The following is a 19862-nucleotide window of genomic DNA, read 5'->3' as shown; positions in this document are numbered from 1 at the left end:
AAAATTGTTACTGATCCCACCAAAGTTTGGTTGTTCGCGGAACTTCAACAGGAACGTTTGAGCTATTCTTGCTTTTTTCTCCCTGGGGATAATCTAACCGTCTGATAAAGGTTGGCAAGGCTGCATTGGCCGGCATACCAAAGTCTTTATATTTGTAATCGAAGCGGCGGGCATCATTCCAGGCTTCAGGATTTAAATATGTGGCGATATATTTTTCTTTAAAAATTAAATCTCTGGTAAGCGATGCAGCGCCAACGGCGACAGTAGGTTGCGCCAGGTAAATCTCCTTATCTGCAGTTGCCACCTGAAATTTATCCATGTTAGCTCGTATAGCGGTTAAATAAGCGTTGTAGGATCTCGTCCTGTCTGTATCAAAAGCAGCTTCAGCTTCTATAAACTTTAGTTCTGCATAGGTTACCAAAAAAATTGGTGAAGTGTTCCCGCTCCATGGTGAGTTTTGGGAAATATAGCATTCATCTTTTCTGGTATTAGCACCGGGTAATCTATTGCCTGCCCCGTTTACCGTACCAATATAAATACCGTCAACCGTTTTATCAGTAATTTTTGGCAGACGAGGATCTTCGATACCGGGATATGTTTTACCGTTTAAAGCATCTATTAATTGTTCAGACAACCACCCCCCTAATGATTGATTGGCATTATTGAGTGCAACAGTTGCCCAAAAGTTCCGTTCCCTGAAAGTTTGCATCCTCGCATCTTCATCGTTAGAGGCAAAAGACTTACTTACGGCATCCAATACAGCCACTGGATTGTAGGTGCTCGTTTTACTTACTTTGTTTAATAAACGTGCCTTTAATGCGTAGGCCATTTTTAGCCAGTTGGCTCTTTCTGTCGAGGTGTTGGTTCCATAAATCAAATCACTGGCGGCTGCAAGTTTCACCGTAGAGGAGGTTTTCGCTAACTCTACAATGGCTTCATCTACCAGTGCCATAGATGATGCATATACATCCTGTTGCCTGTCATACTTTGGAACAAGGTTATTAATGTTAAAGGCCTCCGAAAATGGTGCATCACCCCACAAATCGTTTACCATGATCAAATTATATGCAATAAGCAAATCTGCTACCCCCTTATATTCACTTGAATTTTGTGCGACAGCGAGCTTTTTCATTTCGTTCGCGTCAGCCATTGCAAAATACAGCGCGTCCCAGGTGGTACTGAAATCAATCGACTGGTAGGTGTCTCCTGCTCCACTGGCAGCAGGATTAGCCGTGTATTGAACATAAGGTAAAATGATACTAGCGACATTGTAATTGTTAAATCCTGCCTTATAGGTTGACGTAGCCAGCAACGCATTTAGGGTTGGAGCGGTTACCTGGTTTGGATTATCAGCTACCTTATCGAAGTAACTATCTTTACAGCTCTGGAATCCAAGGGCGGTAATTAAAGCTGAAAACAAAGTGTTTTTTATAATCTTTTGCATCTTTATTCCTTTTTAAAATCCAACATTAAGTGTAAACATAATTGTGCGGGCAGAAGGATAGGTAAATCCTGCTGAACCATCATTATTGCTTCCCGAATCGTACGAACTCGATTCCGGATCGACACCATAGTATTTAGTCCATAGCCAAAGATTATTACCTGTAACAGATAATGAGGCATTTTTGATGGTTTTACTTGGCAACCACCTCTCCGGAAATTTATAAGATAGGCTAGCTGAACGTAAACGTACCCAGGACGCATCAGTTACAAATGGTTCTGAAACATTTCTATAGTAAATACGGTAATAGCCATCGCCATAATCAACTCCATCAGGTGCTATCCTTTGCCCAAGCCAAACTTGCTTGGTATTTGGGGTTCCATTAGCCAGATTGCCTTCAAAGACTTTAAAACTTCTCCTATCGGTGGTGTAATCAGGCAAACCGAATGCAGAGTAAAAATCTTCTAACCAATTATATTTTTCAAAACCAAGCCGGGCATCAAACAACACGTTTAAACTAAAATTTTTGTAATTAAATGTGTTACCTAAACCGACGATATAATTTGGCTGTGAATTTCCTAATAACCTTTGTGTTCCACCTGAAATGATTGGAAAACCGTTGGCTCCGATAAGCAGAGGAAGGTCTTTATCCAATACATTTGGATCCTGAGCAGTTGGCGAATACCTCTGAAAATAACTTCCATAAATGTTACCATAAGGTTGTCCCTTAATCAGTTTCATCGTTACACCTGCATTACCATATCCTCTGGCGGCGCCATACACAATTTCGCTAATACCATTTGGCATAGAAAGAACCTTATTCCTGTTTGCTGAAAGGTTCAGGTTCACATTCCAGTTAAAGTCTTTGCTTACGATTGGCTTACCATTAATGACAAGCTCAACACCACGATTTCTAATATCACCGGCGTTAATTGATTTTGTAACATATCCGACAGCCGATGAAATTTGCGTTTGAACAATCTGATCCTTGCTTAATGAGTAATAATAAGTAAAGTCAAAACCCAGACGATTCTTTAGAAATGACATCTCTAAACCTGCTTCATAAGTATTTGTAAATTCAGGACGCAAATCAGTATTTCCTAAGTTGGGAGCTATAGTTAAGCCACCTGTTCCGGTAGGTAATGAAGTATAAGGTGTGTAGCCCGTGAAAGTAGCATATTCTGATGCATCTTTTCCGATTCTGGCATACGACAGCCTTAACTTGGCCTGGCTAATTACAGCAGGAAGTTTGAACTGATCAGAAAACACGTAACTTAAACTTGCTGAAGGATAGAAGAAAGATCTGCTTTCCTTGGGCAGCGTTGATGTAATATCATTTCTACCTGTTACAGTCAAAAACACAAAATTTTTGTAGTCGAAAGTCGCTTCCCAGAAGTAACCCACTAATCGCTTTTGTCTGATAGACTGACTAGGTGTAAGCACCCCTGCATTCGCAAGATTAAAGAAATTGTAAATACCTAAAATACTTCCAAGCGTTCCAATGTCTTTTATTTTTCGGTCATAAAGTTCCTGCCCTAATCTTAAAGTTCCTGTAATATCATCAGTGAGTTTTGTGTTGAAGGTTGCAACGAAAGTACTGTTGATTGTCCTGAACTTGGTATTATATTCACCGTAATATCCCTGATCGTTATCATACATTGCCTCACCTGTGTACATTGGACCTCTAGCAGTACGGACACGATTATCGTTATAAGTGTCCACTCCAAAACGATAAGAAAAATTTAACCACTTTGTTGGATCATAACTCAAACTTGCGCCGGCTATAAACCTATTCACGTCGCCCTTCAGTTTATTGTTAGCCGTTCCCCAAATGGGATTGTTTGTACCAACGTATTTTTGTGATCCGTCTGCATTTTCGTAATCGGCAACATCATACCTCGGCGACCAGTAAGCCAGACTTTCGCCAAACCGGTCTGCACTGTACGTGTACCCTCCTGAATTTGTAAAGTTCATATTGACAGACGCTTTTAACTTGGGGCTGATCTTAAGGTCTGTATTCAATCTTGCAGACAGGTTTTTGTTATCTGTGTTCGGCATCATTCCTTTTTGATACAATTGAGAAACAGAGGAGAAAAATCTGACAACCTCACTACCTCCGGCTACTGAGACTGAATTTTTCACTTGCTGGCCTGTTCCGAATGCTTGTTCATAGTTATCAAAAAGTTCATCAGGATGTGTTGGATCTTTCAATTTTGCTTCTGCTATGGTTGGACCCCATGCAGGTCCAATCCCCGTAGGTGGATTAGTGTAATCACCCAAAACACCTTGAGTGTACTCTTTTTGCACCTTTGGACTAATCAGAACCTGATCAAAGCCATAACTGCTATTCAAATCAATCTGTAAACCATTTTGCTTCCCCCTTTTTGTTGTTATCACTACAACACCATTTGCTCCCCTTAATCCATATAATGCAGTTGCAGCACCACCCTTGAGTATATTAATGGTCTCAATATCTTCAGGATTAATATCTGAAGCACGGTTGGTCACCCCTCGCGCGCCATAAGCTGTACCTCCTGGATTAGCTCCAACGGTAGAGGTGGAATTATCAATCTGTACACCATCAATTACATAGAGCGGATCTCCCGAGATATTCGGATCTATTGAATTTACGCCCCTTACTCTGATACTGGCGCCCTGACCCGGGCCACCACCAGTACTGGAGATGGTTGCGCCGGCTACCTTTCCCTGCAATGCATTTATAAGATTTGGTTGATGGTTGAAGTTCAAGTCCTCAGACCTAACCGTTTGGGCGGAATATCCTAGAGATTTAGCCTGTCTGGTAATCCCCAATGCAGTGGAGATCGTTACCTCCTGTAATTGCTGTGCATCAGGAGCTAAATTACTATTGATCTCTGCTCTATCGCCAACTGTAATTTCCTGAGTCTTGTAGCCAATCAAACTAATCACAATTATGGCGCTAGTGCCAGGCACCTGAAGCGTAAATTTGCCATTTGCATCTGTCGATGTCCCTGTACCGGAACCCTTAACTTTGATACTCACTCCGGGTAATGCCCCTCCATCGTCTGAAGCTGTAATTCTTCCGGAAATCATTTTCACCTGAGCGGTGGAGGATAGGCCGGATAGTAAAAGACACAGAAAAGAGAGCAATGTAAAGATTTTTTTCATATCTCTATTTGTTTAGGTTAGTGTATTAGTTATATGCAATATATGCTTTTTATAAGCAAAACACTATCCTTTGGAGGTGACAACATGTCCAATGAGATAAAATTTTTACGTAGATTCAGATAGAAAGCAGCTTTTTGCTGGAATTGAGGTATTAAAACACCTAAACGCGGATGACTCGAAGAAATAAAGCTAATTCAAAAATGAAATTCTATGAATTAAACAAGAAGCATTGAGCATACATCAAAAAAGCTCCCGGTTTTCACCAGAAGCTTTAGTATTTATATATTATATTTGGGTTTTACTGTTGTAATCCACCGCCCATTCCACCACCTTGTTGCTGGTCTTGTTTAATATCGTCGTTTTTAATCTTTTTCTTTTCCGTAAATTTCAACTTACCAAATGAGTAACTAAAGTTTACGCCAAATGAACGAAGCGGGTAGTAAACATTTGTACTCTGATAAAGGGTGGTTACTTTATTACCGACTGTGGTAACAGAATTATTTACCGTTTTGATGTGCAAATCACGGGTGAAAGGGTTCAGGGTATTAATACCAATTGATCCCTTTTTATTCAGGATATCCTTCTTGAATGATGCGCCATAAAACACCATGGCATCAGTTTTACCCTGATAGGTTCTTCTTGGAGAGTTAACTACACCAAATAATTCAAAATTATACCCTTTACCGAAACCATAAGCAGACCGGCCGAAGATGTTATAGTTCAAAAATGTTCCTGTGCTTAAACCTGTTTGTTCATTGCTTACCTCATAAGTATTAACACCCAGATTGGTCATTAATGTCCATTTTGGTTTTGGATTGTAAGATGCAAAGACATTTGCACCGTAAGTTTGCGCTGTACCAACATTGAGGTAGGTAGACAATGTTTTATCCACACCATTTTCTCTTAAAGGCGTAATGGAACTTTCTATAACCCCACCTGTGCGACGGTAAAATACGGATGCGTTGATAACTGATCCCTTGATAAAAGTAGAATATCCCAATTCAAAATTATCACTCAATTCCGGACTCAAGCCTGGTTCTCCCTGCCTAACATTAAACTGATCACTCTCATTACGAAATGGATTTAAATAGGCTAGAGTTGGCCTTTGTACCCTGCGGTTATAGCTTAACTTTAAAGTTGCATTGCCTTTTAGTGTTTGAGAAATAATGGCGCTTGGAAACAGGTTAAAGTAATCATTCTTCTGGGTACCTTGCTTCTCAGTATTGAAATCAATGGTAGTATATTCTGATCTCAAACCACCTTTGAAATTCAGTTTTTTGCTTAATTTAAAACTGATTACCCCATAGGCAGATGCAACATTCTGGTTGTATTCAAAGTCCTGGGCAGCATTATTAGAGAATTCACTGTTTATATTTCTGAAAATCCCTTTAGCACCAACCTCCAAAATTGTGGTTTTACTGAATGGGTAAGTATAATCCGTTTGCGCAGTATATTCTTTATTTTTACCTGTATTGCTGTTATTTACTGCAGGGAAGGTACTTCCAACAATTTCATTTTCAAAGTCGGTTGTATTCCGTCCTGAAGATAGCTGACCGGAGATGGTAAATTCTTCACCCTCTTTTTTCGAGGTGTGTTTATAATCCACATTCCAGTCCAGGTTGTTAAATCCCATATCCATATTACTGATATTTTTCAATGGTACACCATTTAAAATGTAATCAGCTTTACCAGGCCCTCCGTTCGAGAAGTTATTATACTTAACTGTAGAACTTAGATTGTTATAAGCATTGAAATCGTAATCGGCTCCAAAACTTCCGTTATAACCATTACGGCTCCACCTGGAAACGCCATCCTGACGAATCGAATTGATGCTGGTTTTTGTTAGTGAGTCTATCCTGGTATTGTTTTCAAATAAAACCCTTGAATCTTGTGCATAGGCCAAATTGGTTCCTAAGCTCGTATTTACACTCAAACGTCCCGTTTTAGCGGTCAGATTAAAAGCACCGTTATTCTGGCGCGTTCCTGCCGAAACATTTACGGTTCCACTCACCCCCTGGGCATTCGATTTTTTAGTGATGATGTTGATGATACCTCCTGAACCCTCAGCATCATATTTGGCAGATGGGCTGGTAATTACCTCTACACTTTTAATTTGTTCTGCAGGAATCATTTTCAAAGCATCAGCTACACTGCTGGCCATGGTTCCTGATGGTTTACCATTAATCAATACGCGAACTGCTCCGCCCCTTAACTGAACGTTTCCATCCACATCAACAGATAACATCGGAACCTTACGCATCACATCAGTGGCATCACCACCGGCATTTGTTCCGTCTGCTTCAGCATTGTAAACCATTCTATCAATCTTGTTTTCGATTACGGCTTTTGTACCCTGAACCTGAACATCGGCCAATGAGTTTTCATTTGATGAGATATATACCGTTCCTAAATTCTGATCGGGTTTAGATGGTGTTGTAACCACCTGAACAGTTTTAGTTTTATAGCCCATAAATCCAATCATCAATTTATAGGTATCGGGAGTAACGTTCTGCAAAGTTATTTTCCCTTTTGGATCAGTTACACCGCCGTTCATGGATTTATTATCCTTTACCCTAAGCAGAGATATTGTAGCATAATCTATTGGTTGCTTGGTAGCTGAGTCTAAAATTACGGCAGAAATCCTTCCGGCAACTGAGGATTTTTGTGCGCCGCCAAAGCCACCGCCAAACTGTGCCTGTGCTTTAAAGAAAATACCAAGAATAAAAGTTAAAAGTAAAATTCGTTTCATGCTAATTTGTTAGTCTATAGTTATTAGTCTGCGCAAATTGCAATTTGTTACAACAGTGTAGAATACTTTTCACGCGAGTCAGTTAATTTGATCGGCAAAAGTGCGACTTTTTTCGGTAAAACGAGCGGAAGATCGAAAATGTATGCCGAGGTGCAGATCAGGGCCTAAAAAAAATGGATAACAAGCAATGTGCTTATTATCCATTCCATATTTCCAATTTCACCTTTCAAATCTCACCTCCCGAATCTCATGTAACATATCTCCAATTACCGTTCGGTATTATTAGGTCTGGTGTAAACCAGTTGCATTACATTGATATTCCGCATGGCGAAAGCCGCCTCACAGTAATTTAGGTAATAATTCCACTTCCGGATAAAGGTTTCATCGAAACCTAAAGCCTTCACCTTATCGAGTTGTTTATTGAAGGCAACGTACCACAGATGCAAGGTTTTAGCGTAATCTAAGCCCATATCTTTCAAATCGACCAAAGTTAAATCGCCTGTGTTATTAATAGCCTTGTTGATTGCGGCCACAGAAGGCAGTAATGAGCCTGGAAAAATATGCTTTTGAATCCAATCTACCCCACCCCGCAACTGCTCGTACCGGCAATCTGGTGAGGTTATTACCTGAAAAGCAAAGATCCCGTCTTTTTTAAGTAGCGACTGACATTTCTCAAAATAAGTCTCCAGATACTGATGCCCTACGGCTTCCAGCATTTCAATGGAAACAATTTTATCAAAAGTCCCTTCAATCTTGCGATAATCCTGAATGATGATCGAAACACGATCTTCCAGCCCCGCCTCACGCACTCTTTCTACGGCAAGTTTCTGCTGTTCTCTGGAAATGGTAACAGATGTAACCCTACATCCGTAGTTCTTCGCAAGGAAAATTGCATTACCACCCCAGCCACTGCCAATTTCTAGTACATGATCTGTTGCTTTTACTTTTAGCTGTTTGGCTAACCGGTCATATTTAGCATATTGTGAATCTTCCAGACTGGTATGCTCATCTAAAAAATAACCGCTGGAATAAGTCATTGTTTTATCCAAAAACGTAGCAAAAAAATCGTTATTAAGATCGTAATGTTCCGAGATATTTTTTTGAGAACCAGCCAGTGTATTGGCCCTTCTAACGTGTGTAAGTTTATTTACAAACTTAAACAAGTTAAGTGCAATCGATTTTACCTTGCTTCCTGTTACCGACGGCGCATTTTCTACATTTAAAAGCACCCAGTTAATTACCTGGGTAATATTCGAGGTATCCCACAAACCAGATGTGTAGCCTTCGCCAAAACCAATGTCTCCATACAGTGCAATGGACTTAAAAAAATCAGGATGATTGACCTGGATGTCAGCTGAAATTTTACCCTCGCCACTTCCAAAGGTTATCACTTCGCCGTTTGGCAATGCTAATTCCAGTTTCCCTAAAGTCATTTTGGCCAGGGCACTCAGTACCACTTTTTCAAAAAAACCTTTTGATGTTTTGGTAGCGACAAGCGTATTCATAAAATTAATCTATTATGGTTTGGGTTTATATGGTTTATATACGTTACGTTGCAGCTCAGGGTTTTCAGCTTTAGGATGAAAGGGTATTTTTTTAATCCACAATTTAAATGCCTGCCAGTGAATCATGCCCATTACCTGTAAAGGGATTAAAGGAATCGACAGAAAATATCTGATCATGCTGGCATTTGATAATGTTTTTTTATCTCCATTTAATGTACTGATAAAAAAACGGTTACCCTGCTTATCAATGTCGTCGATTTTAATTTCAAGCCTGGCATCGGGTACGGTCAGATTGAAATCGAATGAATCATCATGATCGATAAATGGTGAAACGTAAAAATATTTTGTGGTAATTTTTTTAAATGTATTTCCGATTAATTCTTCTTTCCCAAAGAAAAAAAGCTTCATTTCACGGTAAGTATTGCTGATTTCTGCCACACAGCAAACCGGATGTTCATTTTCATTAAAACAAAAGTAGAGCGACACAGGATTGAAGTTGTAACCTAACACATTCAGATTAGTCAGCAACCTGATTTTCAAATTTCTTCCATTCACCCCATTTTGCTCCAGATAATCTTCAAGATGGCCCCTAACGTTCTTAGCCGGATCCGGATTTTCTCTTGGTAATTGCAGGTGCTCGGCATCCCTGAAAGAAAACAAGTTAAATTTATTTCTGCTAAACCACCTCAGCTTTTTTGCCAGCACATCAATTTCATCCAGGTCAATATAAAACATGTATACGCTGTACCAAAACGAATGCTTTTTTGGTGCAAGCCGGTGATGCATCACTTTGGCGGTATATATGGAAGACCTAAAGGGTAAGGTGGTATCTCTAACGGACATGATTAACAAGTTACAAAAAATATTCGTTCAGTTATAAAGCGGGAACAGGCGTGAACGACATTCTGCTATAAATTTTTACACAGATCAACTGCACTTTTGTAAGCATCCTCATGAAAGCCATACTTAAAATAACTTCCGCAATAATATACTGGCCCTGTTTCATTTAGTTGATGAAGCTGGTCCTGCGCCTGCATTGCCGGGACATCAAATAAAGGATGATGGTAATCAATTTCTTTAACGATCTTGTCAGGATTTAACGTGGCTGTCGGATTAATCGAAACAAAGTAATTTGTCTTTTCAGATACACCCTGTAAGCTATTCATCCAGTATATTGTACTTGGCAGCAATTTACCGTCCTGCTTTTCCACGCGATAATTCCAGCTACTCCAGGCCAGTCTCGCTTTAGGCATCTGGGCTTCATCGGTATGTACTACGGCTTTATTCAGCTGATATTTAAATTTCGAAAGGAGTTGGGTTTCCAGAGGTGTTTTATCTTTAACCATTTCAAACGTTTCATCTGCATGGCTGGCCATAATCACCTTGTCAAATTCAAATTTCTCGCCTTTTGAATTTTCGACTTCCACCTTTCCATTTTCAAGTCGCCGAACAGCAATCACTTTATTGTTGATTTTGATCCGGTCGCGAAAAGGGGCAATCAATTTTTCGCGGTAGGCCTGACTTCCATTCTGAAGCGTGTACCATTGGTGCTGGGTATCTAAGCCCAAAAAGCCATGGTTTTTAAAAAACCTGATTAAAGTAACAGCCGGGAAATCCAGAATCTGTTCCATAGGTGCACTCCAAACCGCAGCACTCATTGGAATGAGATATTGCCATAGCATATCATCACTATATCCAAACTCTGCAAAAAACCTGCCTATGGAGTAATCCTGAAATTCCGGTTTGTCGAGAATTTCGATGCTCTGTTTATTGAAACGGTTAATTTGCATCAACATCTTTAAATAAGAAATGTTGAAGAGATTTTTACGCTGGGCGAACAGATGGTTTAAACTAGATCCGCTATACTCCAGATGCTTTGGCAAAAACTGAACGCTGAACGACATATCTGTTTTAATAACCGGGGCATCTATTTCAGCAAACATTTCTGTTAGATTCGGATAAGTCTGGTAATTGAAAACCATAAAGCCGGTGTCCAGATAAATGGGCTTTCCGTTTTCTTCCAGAGTAATGGTATTGGTATGCCCGCCAATGTAATCAGCCTGTTCAAAAATGGTGATGTTGTATTTATGCTGTAGCTTATGGGCACAGCCCATACCAGCTATCCCTGAGCCAATAATGGCAAGTGTATTCATGTAATGTAAAATGGATGTTTGAAAGCGTAGATTGTTTAATATTATTTAACCTTTTGGAATAAATAGTGACAAACCATCCATTCGTTTCCTTTATTGTAATTAAACAATTCGGCGCACGACATATAAAACAAACGCCAGTAAACCCACCATTTCACCGCCTGATCCTTTCCGTAAGTGTTTTCCAGAATTGGCATTATTTCTTTCTTATGCCTATCCATATTACTCAGCCAGGCTTCAGAAGTTTTGCCGTAGTTGGTTCCGTTTACCACCCAGTGCTGATCGATTTTTAAATCGTCGTTAAAATAGAAAAACAGGTGATTCGAAGGCATAATTCCCCCGGTAAAAAAGTACTTGCTCATCCAGTCGGTTTCATCAATTACCTCGAATTTATATGCCAGGGTTTTGTGGGTAAAAATATGAACGAACAATTTACCCTCTGGTTTTAAAAATCCTGCAACTTTGTTCAGCAAAAATTTGTAGTTGCGCATGTGCTCAAACATTTCAACGGAAACAATCCGGTCGAAAGAATCTGCAATATTGAAGGTATTCATATCTGCAGTCAGCACCGTCAGATTTTGTATCCCACGTTGTCTGGCAGTATCATCAATAAAGATTTTTTGTGTAGCCGAGTTCGAAACAACGGTGAAAGTACTCTCCGGAAATTTAGCCGCCATGTACAGCGAGAGTGAACCCCAGCCACAACCCAGCTCCAGCACATTCTGGCCATTTTGCAATTCCGCTCTTTTGCAGGTCAGGGCAAGCATATCATCTTCCGAAGTGTCGATGTCCTTAACACCGGGTTTCCAGTAGCCGCTACTATATTTTAAGTTTTTGCCCAGGCAGTATTGAAAAAATTCCGTTGGAAGTTCATAGTGCTGCTCGTTGGCCTCTGCTGTATTCACTGCAATTGGCGATTGCTTGAGTTCGGCAACCAGATCCATGAATTTTTCCTGCTGCAATTCTTCATCACCAAGCGTTTCATCGTCTAAACGTTGCTTACAAAGTTTTCTGATTCCCAAACGCAATGCAGTATCAGGAAGTTTGTCGTTTTCTAAAAGTTTATCGTACCACATTTTAAGGTAGAAAGTTTAAAAATTAAAGGGCTTAAGGCTTTTATGCGCTCTTAAACCATGGGAAAAAGGCGCTCGTTGTTTGTTGATATTTTTTGTAGGCTTCCGGTTTGCTCCGAAGATTTTGTTCTTCATTGTTGGGTACGCCGGTTACTTTGGTTAACAAATATAAAATGATAGCCGGACTGATAATGGCCAGTATTCCCCATGGGGAAGCCAGCGCAAAGACAAAATAAGCCATCCAGGTTAACCATTCAAAGAAATAGTTGGGATGACGGCTGTAATACCATAGCCCTGTATCGCAAACTTTCCCTTTATTTTTCGGGTCTTTTTTAAACGCAGCAAGTTGCCGGTCTGCAATCAGCTCACCAAGAAATGCAATTAACCAGATGCCTAATCCAACATATTCGAAAAGAGAAATCTCAGTATCGGTATTTGCGGTGATGATGAAAAACGGAATGGCGAGCAAAACATTTGAAATAGCCTGAAACTGGAAAAATATAAAAAAATTCCGGTCAGCCTGCTCACCCCATTCGCTGCGAAGCTGCTGGTACCGGCCTTCCTCCTCATCCAGGTGTCCGATTACCCGCTGCCATAAATGAATACCCAGCCTTAACTCAGCCAGTAAAAAGACAGTGCAGATTAAAATATTTCTGGTTAAAAACCCCTCGGAAAGAAAGAAGGTAATGATCGTGATTACAGGAAAATTCAATGCCCAGAACACATCAACAACGCCGGCATTTTTAATTTTTTTCGCCCAGAGCCAAACCAAAGCCATAATGGTGCAGCATGCAACTAATGAGATGAGGGCAATAAAAAGCAGATGTTGATAATCCATCGTAAGGTTTGGGTTTGGGACTTAGGGATACGTGTAAAACAGAATTTTCTACTCAACGCTACACGTAAATCCTATCTCTTAATCAGTAATTCTTTAATACCCTCGCCCGGTTTTAATTTAAATAAATGAACTAAAACATAGGCCAGAGTGGCTATACTACCTAAACATACGAACAAAATTGTAATAGAGATTTTAAGAATAATACTTTTTTCTTTATAAAACATCCATAAAGTAATAATCAGGATGTTAGCATAGAAATCCCATAATGTGGCTTGCATCCAGGGGATACTACCCAGAAAATCCCATTGTTCAAACAGGTTGCTTTCTAAGGAAGTAGAGATCACTTTATAGCACATGAATACCAACAGTGCAGCGAAAAGGATTTTGAGAAAATTAATCATTGTGCTTGTATATTTTCATCAATATACGACAACAATCGTCAACAGGATGTTTATAAAATGAAATCAGAACCTAACAGCAAAGCCCGTTAAAAATAACGGGCTTTGCTTTATGATGATATGATGGGTGATGAACTAGCTCGTTACTTAAGAGCGTCTACCTGATACTTACTACTCGATACTAAACCTTACGGATCTTGATAATCCTCATCCAGTGCAATACTTTCATTACCGGATAGGTTGGATCAAATTCCCACCATTTGGTTGCAAAATTAGGGCTGTTAGGTTTCTTGTGGTGATTATTCTGAAACAATTCACCCATCAGCAAAAAATCCCACGGTAATGAGTTTTTACTATGATCTTCATTATCATGATTAGAGTAACCGTATTTGTGGCCACACCAGTTCACAATTGCACCGTGTAGTGGTCCCATCAGAAAATGGATCGGCAATAGGATATACATCCACCAGTGATCGGCAAACATGATGTAAAAACCGATGTAAAATAAACCGCAACCGATTCTCCATAACCATGAATCGCCAATTCGGTCAACCAATGGCCACTCCGGGTAATTTCCTCTGAAAGCAGGTTCCGGTTCAATCTTGAAATGAAGGTAATTCATGTACATGTTTTTGGTTGCAATCATCATCCCGAAAACATCTTTAAAGAAGTGAGGCGAATGCGGGTCCTTTTCAGTATCACTGTAGGCATGGTGCATCCTGTGCAGAATGGCATAAGCCCTTGGATTTAAAAATGACGAGCCCTGAGAAAATAAAAGGATTAAATAGAAAAACCGCTCCCAGAAAGGTTCCATTTTAAACATCTTGTGTGATGAATAACGGTGGAGAAAAAAGGTTTGGCTAAAGAGAGAGGAAAACCAATGGCAGAGAAAAAAAATAAGAATTATCATGTATGTGTATATGCCTTAATAAACGGAATTAATTGACATTTAGTTTTATACTGGTTAGTTATGTCAAATAATGCGTATAAAGCGTAAGGTATTTTATTTGAAAAAGGCACGAGTGTTCATCCAGTCGTGCCCTTTTCCTATTGGGTATTGAATATTTACTATCTGCCAAAATCATCCTGAACGCGAACGATATCGCTTTCATCTGATGGGTTTGAAGCATCAGTATGTTGCCAGATCTCTGCCACAACGCCCCAGTCATCTAAACCAATGAGGCGGTGGCGTTCGCCTTGCTGCAATTTGATCTGGTCTTTTGGTGCGTATTTTTTCACTTCACCTTCTTCGTCAGTTTCACTGGTTTTGATACCAACTGTACCTGTTACCACTTGCCAGATTTCGGCTCTGCGGTGGTGATATTGCCATGAAAGGCGTGTGTTTGGGGCTACAATTAAAATTTTCGGACTTAATTTACCACCAATTTTTAAGCTTTCTACATCTAATCCGTCAAAATAGGTATCAGCAAACTGTTGAGCCTGTGCTTCATCAATCACAAAAAAACCACCCCATGGGCGTGTTTCATCGCGGTTTACTACATTAAAACCTTCAATCTTTAAACGTTGTGCAACGTTATCGAATATTTCGCTTTTGTCGTTTTCCATAATTGCCGTAAAAATAGTGCTTTGAAATTAAAAAAGAAGTTTCGGACCGCTTATTTTTTAGCGGGACGAATAAGTGAGGTTTTATTGAACTGAGTTGAAACCTATAACTCCATAAAACCCTCCCCTACGCCCTGCTCGTCCATCCCTACAAAAGAATAATGTCTGGGTAAAAACCAGCCGATGGTTTGCATTACCCCTCTGTAAGTTTCCTCGTCGCTAAAATCTTTGGGAGTGATATTGAAAACAATGTCCTGGGTAGTACCCTGCCCGCCTGCCTGTTCTCTTACCATTAATAGAACCTTGGGTTGCTTGACCCCATTCAATTCCAGGAATTCTTTAATTACTTTTCTGGTTTGCAGTGGCAGGATGGCTTCGGATGGTTGCCCGATCATGATCTGCTCATTTTCAGCAATGGTTTCATCCATTACTTTTTTAGAAAAAGGAGTTTCTGTATCTGTATAAAAGGTCTTATTCAAATGGTAATTCAAAATATCGCCATAGGTAAGCACCCAGTCGGCATGTGTTGGAGAGGGGTTAATCACCACACCATAACCGGCATCCAGTAAAAAGTCATCTTTCATCTGGTCGATTACATAACACTGAAAACTTTTATTGGGTTCGGGCAAAAACAGCTGAAAATAGGGAAAGCCATCTGGTCCGGTGATGATCTGAGGCTCACCACAACGAAAACTGGCCTGCGCAATGTTTCCTAAAAATGCATCTACCCAAGCTGCATCCCGTTGTTCAGGCGCTACCTGAGCCAATTCAAATAGCACACCTGTCTTGCTTAAATCTCCAAGATAGGGTTCTTTTGTCTGGCTTGCTTTGCCACCTTCCTGAGGCGCGATTGCCTCTTCCTTTTTCTTTAAAAAATTAAATATTCCCATTGAAATGCCAAGGTAAAAATTATAAATTACATTAATAACGCTTCGGAAGAGGAATTAATCCTCCACCTCTTTTTCAATTTTTTCCTGTGCCAGCGCCATATCCTCGGTGTCAGCTTCAGGTTTTTCATTTACAACAATAGCGGCAGGGCTATATTGCAATTCTACATACATCGGGAAATGGTCAGAACCACAACTATTTAGTCGTGTAATGCCACCAAGTGCAAAATCCCGCGAGCAGAAAATATGGTCGAGGGGAAAACGCAGAAAAAAATATTTTGCGTTGAAGCTATTGAAAAAGCCCCTCCCACGGCGCGGATCGAGTAAGCCACTCACTTTACTAAATAATTCGGTGGTATAACTCCAGGCCACATCATTCAGGTCGCCCATCACCACAACCGGACCTTTCATTTCTTTCGCTTTAGTGCCCACCAGGAGTATTTCTTTGTCCCTTTCAGTCGACCTTGGATTCTCCTGCGGGACGGGAGGTTCCGGGTGCAGGCAAAATAATTGAACTGGCTGACCAGAGGGAAGAATTACCGTGGCTTCAATCGAGGGAATGTCTTCTTTTACCAAAAACTTCACTGATCCATCCACAATATGAAGTCGGGAATACAACAGCATCCCGTAGGTATTTTCCAGGGGCATACTTAAATGATGAGGGTAACGATTCAATAGCGGACCCATTTGCTTTGCCCACCAGCCATTCGTTTCCACCATCAGGATGACATCCGGATCGCATTCTTCGATCAGTTTATGGTAGGCCGCGTCATTGCGGTTATCCTGAAACACATTGGCGATAAAAAGCCTCAAGCGCTGCGACTGATCTGCATTTTTAATTCCAATAATCTGCTTCCGACCCAATTTTGTAAAAGGAAGAATAAGGTAAATGAGGTAGATCAGGTTGGCTGCCAATGCAGCAAGAATGGAGATATCCCAAACAGTACCATCGGCATATAGAAAACAAAAACAGATTAACACCAATAGATTAACAACCAGTTTCTGAAGTCGCGGATATTCGAAAACCCGGAATATCCAGAAATCATGTCGGATAAAGGGAATCAGGGTAGCCAGAATCAAAAACAGTCCGAGGCCAAAAAGAACGTCGTGCAGCATATTATTAATAAATGTTTGGTTGTAAAATGATGGATACGACTAACCCACCAGTCATCATATCAGCCTTTCAGGCCGCACTTTTATTGTCGTTGGGAAATGAACACCAAACCAGATCAAATGTTTGCTTCCGAAGGGAACATTATTTCAAAGCATGCATTGCTGTACTAATTATTTTTTAATTGGCAAGGGTGGCGGTGCAGTTGTAGGAATTATTTTCTCCCGTTCGTTTCCCTTTGGCTTAGGGAGCCCATCGTAATGGTAAGATTTTTCCGGATCTTCACACCCCGTATAAAAAATAGGCTTTGGCAGAATATTACTGACCGCTACGGTGCCATCGGTTTTGGTGAGCACTTGTTTTTGGAACTTATGTAAATAACGGTTATCACTAAAAGGATTACTTAAAAAGTATGCTTCATTTTCTGCAGCGGTTTTACTGGTGTATAGATAGGTGGCCTGATCAAAATGATAATCGCCCTCATTTTGCAAAAAGGTTTGATAGTGCTTATTGGCTAATATACCATTTTGTGTAGCGACTTTTGATTGATGATACTGCTCCTTCACCTCCATAATTTCCTTCCATTGCTTCTGCTCATCCTCGTCGGACTTATTTTTGAAGTATCCGGTGTCTCCACCATAATTAGATAATTTGATCACTGCCAGGTTATTTTCCTTTGTAATGATCCCATTGAAATCTTCATTCTCTTTTTGACGAGGACTATATACCACGATGAAGTCATTATATCCACCACGGTTTTGATAGGTGAAAGCTACCTTCTGACTATCGACGTCCCTACCTGCCTGCCCGTAAAGCGTTACGGTTTTAGTTCGATGAGGTAACTGATAAACGAAAGGCCCGTCAAAACAATTTGCATCCTCATTGAACACCTGATGAATGCCATCCTCCGCAAAGCGAATAAAAGTTAGGCTACGCCCGTCGAAACCAACAAAGTTTATTTTTGTAGTGTCGCCGATAGATTTGTTCAGAGTAGCATATATTTCGAATACTTCAGGTTTATCTGGATAAAAGTTTAACTCATTCTTGTTAAAGCTATAATGACCGAACACCGCAGTTGCATAGCCGTATAGCATAAATTCGCCGTCATCGAAGAGACAAATCCCCTCGTTGCTTCCATATCTTCCTGAAACCTCTTTATAATCCATTTCTGTGTTATTACTTTGTGCAAATGAAAATTTTACTACCGTCAAGGCAAAAAGAAGTAAAGCAAATATCTTTTTCATACTAGAAAGATCAGGTTTAAGATTGAACACCACACGAATATAAATAATTAAATCACTGATCGGTGTATTGATTAACATACAATTCTATTGCCTGCCCATTTGACGGACAAATCTGATTGATTTTGCACCACTTTTGTGCTTAACGGAGCGGAGATTCAACCCTTGATAAGCAGGGCACTTACAGGGCCTTTACCAGGGGTTAACAGCGAATTGCCCCTACTAACCCCCTACTACTCCCCTGTCAATCCCGCATCAATCGCCTGTTAAAATAACGCTCTGGCTGAAAAAGATTCTGCTCAATATACTGTTAAATAACACTGGTATTCCTGTGGATTCTATGTCACGTTGAGATTACCATATCTGATAAACTGGATGCAGAGAGCGCTTTAATTCGAGGAATGCTCCTTCGCCATTTGTAGAAAACGCCATTGAACACGGGTTTCGAAATCTTCAGTAAGACGGACTTTTAACAATTGGTTTTGGTTTAAAAAACGGGCAGCTGCTCATTCTGATTAAGGACAATGGCAGTGGTATTGCCGATTAAACTCTTTCTCCGTCGGGAAAAACCTCCCTGGCACGAGTGATATTAAAGGAACGGCTTAAGGCATTGTTCAAGGTGGATTGTCAGCATGCCTTTTTTGAGGTTACCGATAGAAAAATAAATCAGGAGAAAGGTGTAGAAGTTCAGTTATTCATTCCCATGGTACATGATTAAAACCGAAATGAAACTTTACGTGCTCGAAGATGAAGCACTGATCTTACAGCACATGTTACAAATGCTGCAGAAACTCGATTTTCTGCGGATAGTAGGCCATTCGGCCGACATTGCAAATGCATCGAAGGAAATACCTGATTTGAAACCAGATATCATTCTGGCCGACATCAGACTTGCATCTCACGGGTTGTATGGGAATCTATTTTTTAACCTTTAATACTTTACGTACGTGACTTTCATCTATCAGTCCAAATTCAGCGGCAATCTGCTTTAAACCATGATTCCCTTTCAGCATTCGATTTTTAATTAGCGTAGTTCGGTAAGTTCTAATATATTCCCGTAATGTTGTGCCACTGTTGCGCTTAAAATAAGTACCGATATAGTCATTTGTGGTATTAAAATGGGCAGCTATGGCGTGTGCACGTAGTTTATCGGGTGTGTATATATTCTTGTGCAGATAACAGAACAGCGCCTGCATATCCCGTGTATGTTTGGGGCTCGTTTTTAAACCGGGCATATTCCGTTGAAGTATAACCGAGAGTCCCAGCACCTGTTGCCAAACCAGTTGCTCATTCAGAAACAGGTCTTTTCTTAAAGATAGTATTACATCAAAAATTTGTCTTACGGTTATCCTATCCTCTAAGCAAAGCTCAAAGCCGGACAGATGTGTTTCCCGGCTTTTCACCAAATATTCCAGCGCTTGCAAACCGTACACAAAATACGCACAATGAAGATGTATATCAGTGAACTTGACATATACAAACCGAGTTGCATTCTCAATTTTAAACTGATGGCTTTCTTCGGGGCCAACCAGGAACACATCACCAGGCTGGTAAGGAATCCTATATTCATTGATCATATGAATACCCGTCCCATTCATGATAAAGATAAACTCATAATGGTTATGAAGGTGAAGGGGATGGGGCCAGGTCTCCACCTCAAAGTCTGAGACCACTATTGGTTGAAACTGCTTGTATCGCTTCATGACATAAAAGTACCGATTTGTATCGGATTTTTACCCCAGGTTAAATTTCAAGATCC

The 19862-nt window shown here is 40.3% G+C and carries 16 protein-coding genes; 1 reads left to right on the top strand and 15 read right to left on the bottom strand.

Annotated elements, in window-relative coordinates; translation table 11 throughout:
• Positions 1 to 7 precede the first annotated feature (7 nt).
• The 14 genes from AC570I_RS00510 to AC570I_RS00445 form a co-directional block, all read right to left on the bottom strand.
• Positions 8 to 1444, bottom strand: a complete 1437-nt coding sequence (locus AC570I_RS00510; RefSeq protein WP_497403370.1) for a SusD/RagB family nutrient-binding outer membrane lipoprotein — start codon at positions 1442 to 1444, stop codon at positions 8 to 10.
• A 12-nt stretch (positions 1445 to 1456) separates the two neighbouring features.
• The gene (locus AC570I_RS00505; RefSeq protein WP_497403368.1) at positions 1457 to 4588 is read right to left on the bottom strand and encodes a SusC/RagA family TonB-linked outer membrane protein; all 3132 of its coding nucleotides are present in this window, start codon (positions 4586 to 4588) and stop codon (positions 1457 to 1459) included.
• Positions 4589 to 4886: 298 nt separating this feature from the next.
• Entirely contained in the window at positions 4887 to 7337 is a 2451-nt protein-coding gene (locus AC570I_RS00500; protein ID WP_497403366.1) for a TonB-dependent receptor domain-containing protein, read from the bottom strand.
• A 266-nt stretch (positions 7338 to 7603) separates the two neighbouring features.
• Complete coding sequence (locus tag AC570I_RS00495) at positions 7604 to 8842, bottom strand: class I SAM-dependent methyltransferase (RefSeq protein ID WP_497403364.1); 1239 nt, start codon at positions 8840 to 8842, stop codon at positions 7604 to 7606.
• Between the two features lie 12 nt (positions 8843 to 8854).
• A complete protein-coding gene (locus AC570I_RS00490; RefSeq protein ID WP_497403361.1) occupies positions 8855 to 9685 on the bottom strand; it encodes a DUF1365 domain-containing protein in 831 nt (276 codons plus the stop codon).
• 65 nt (positions 9686 to 9750) lie between these two features.
• Positions 9751 to 10995 carry an NAD(P)/FAD-dependent oxidoreductase gene (locus AC570I_RS00485; protein ID WP_497403359.1) on the bottom strand — a complete coding sequence of 415 codons (1245 nt, stop codon included), beginning with the start codon at positions 10993 to 10995 and terminating at the stop codon, positions 9751 to 9753.
• 41 nt (positions 10996 to 11036) lie between these two features.
• On the bottom strand, positions 11037 to 12068 hold the full coding sequence (locus tag AC570I_RS00480) for an SAM-dependent methyltransferase (protein WP_497403356.1): 1032 nt from the start codon (positions 12066 to 12068) through the stop codon (positions 11037 to 11039).
• Positions 12069 to 12108: 40 nt separating this feature from the next.
• Positions 12109 to 12903 carry a DUF1295 domain-containing protein gene (locus AC570I_RS00475; RefSeq protein WP_497403354.1) on the bottom strand — a complete coding sequence of 265 codons (795 nt, stop codon included), beginning with the start codon at positions 12901 to 12903 and terminating at the stop codon, positions 12109 to 12111.
• 71 nt (positions 12904 to 12974) lie between these two features.
• On the bottom strand, positions 12975 to 13304 hold the full coding sequence (locus AC570I_RS00470) for a DUF1475 family protein (RefSeq protein ID WP_497403352.1): 330 nt from the start codon (positions 13302 to 13304) through the stop codon (positions 12975 to 12977).
• Positions 13305 to 13482: 178 nt separating this feature from the next.
• The gene (locus AC570I_RS00465) at positions 13483 to 14211 is read right to left on the bottom strand and encodes an acyl-CoA desaturase (RefSeq protein WP_047798368.1); all 729 of its coding nucleotides are present in this window, start codon (positions 14209 to 14211) and stop codon (positions 13483 to 13485) included.
• Positions 14212 to 14369: 158 nt separating this feature from the next.
• The gene (locus AC570I_RS00460; RefSeq protein ID WP_047798369.1) at positions 14370 to 14867 is read right to left on the bottom strand and encodes a cupin domain-containing protein; all 498 of its coding nucleotides are present in this window, start codon (positions 14865 to 14867) and stop codon (positions 14370 to 14372) included.
• Positions 14868 to 14968: 101 nt separating this feature from the next.
• Positions 14969 to 15754: a hypothetical protein gene (locus tag AC570I_RS00455; RefSeq protein ID WP_497403349.1), complete on the bottom strand. Its 786-nt coding sequence runs from the start codon at positions 15752 to 15754 to the stop codon at positions 14969 to 14971.
• A 54-nt stretch (positions 15755 to 15808) separates the two neighbouring features.
• Positions 15809 to 16867: an endonuclease/exonuclease/phosphatase family protein gene (locus tag AC570I_RS00450; RefSeq protein ID WP_497403347.1), complete on the bottom strand. Its 1059-nt coding sequence runs from the start codon at positions 16865 to 16867 to the stop codon at positions 15809 to 15811.
• A 168-nt stretch (positions 16868 to 17035) separates the two neighbouring features.
• Positions 17036 to 18106: a preprotein translocase subunit SecD gene (locus AC570I_RS00445; protein ID WP_497403345.1), complete on the bottom strand. Its 1071-nt coding sequence runs from the start codon at positions 18104 to 18106 to the stop codon at positions 17036 to 17038.
• A gap of 707 nt (positions 18107 to 18813) precedes the next feature.
• On the opposite strand from AC570I_RS00445, the gene AC570I_RS00440 reads away from it, so the two are divergent.
• A complete protein-coding gene (locus tag AC570I_RS00440; protein WP_497403343.1) occupies positions 18814 to 19038 on the top strand; it encodes a hypothetical protein in 225 nt (74 codons plus the stop codon).
• On the opposite strand, the gene AC570I_RS00435 is transcribed toward AC570I_RS00440, so the two are convergent.
• Positions 19021 to 19806, bottom strand: a complete 786-nt coding sequence (locus AC570I_RS00435; RefSeq protein WP_497403341.1) for an AraC family transcriptional regulator — start codon at positions 19804 to 19806, stop codon at positions 19021 to 19023. The two genes, AC570I_RS00440 and AC570I_RS00435, sit on opposite strands and share 18 nt — an antisense overlap.
• Positions 19807 to 19862 lie beyond the last annotated feature (56 nt).

This window comes from Pedobacter sp. A2324, from assembly GCF_059693705.1.
This window is presented reverse-complemented; position numbering and strand designations above follow the sequence as displayed.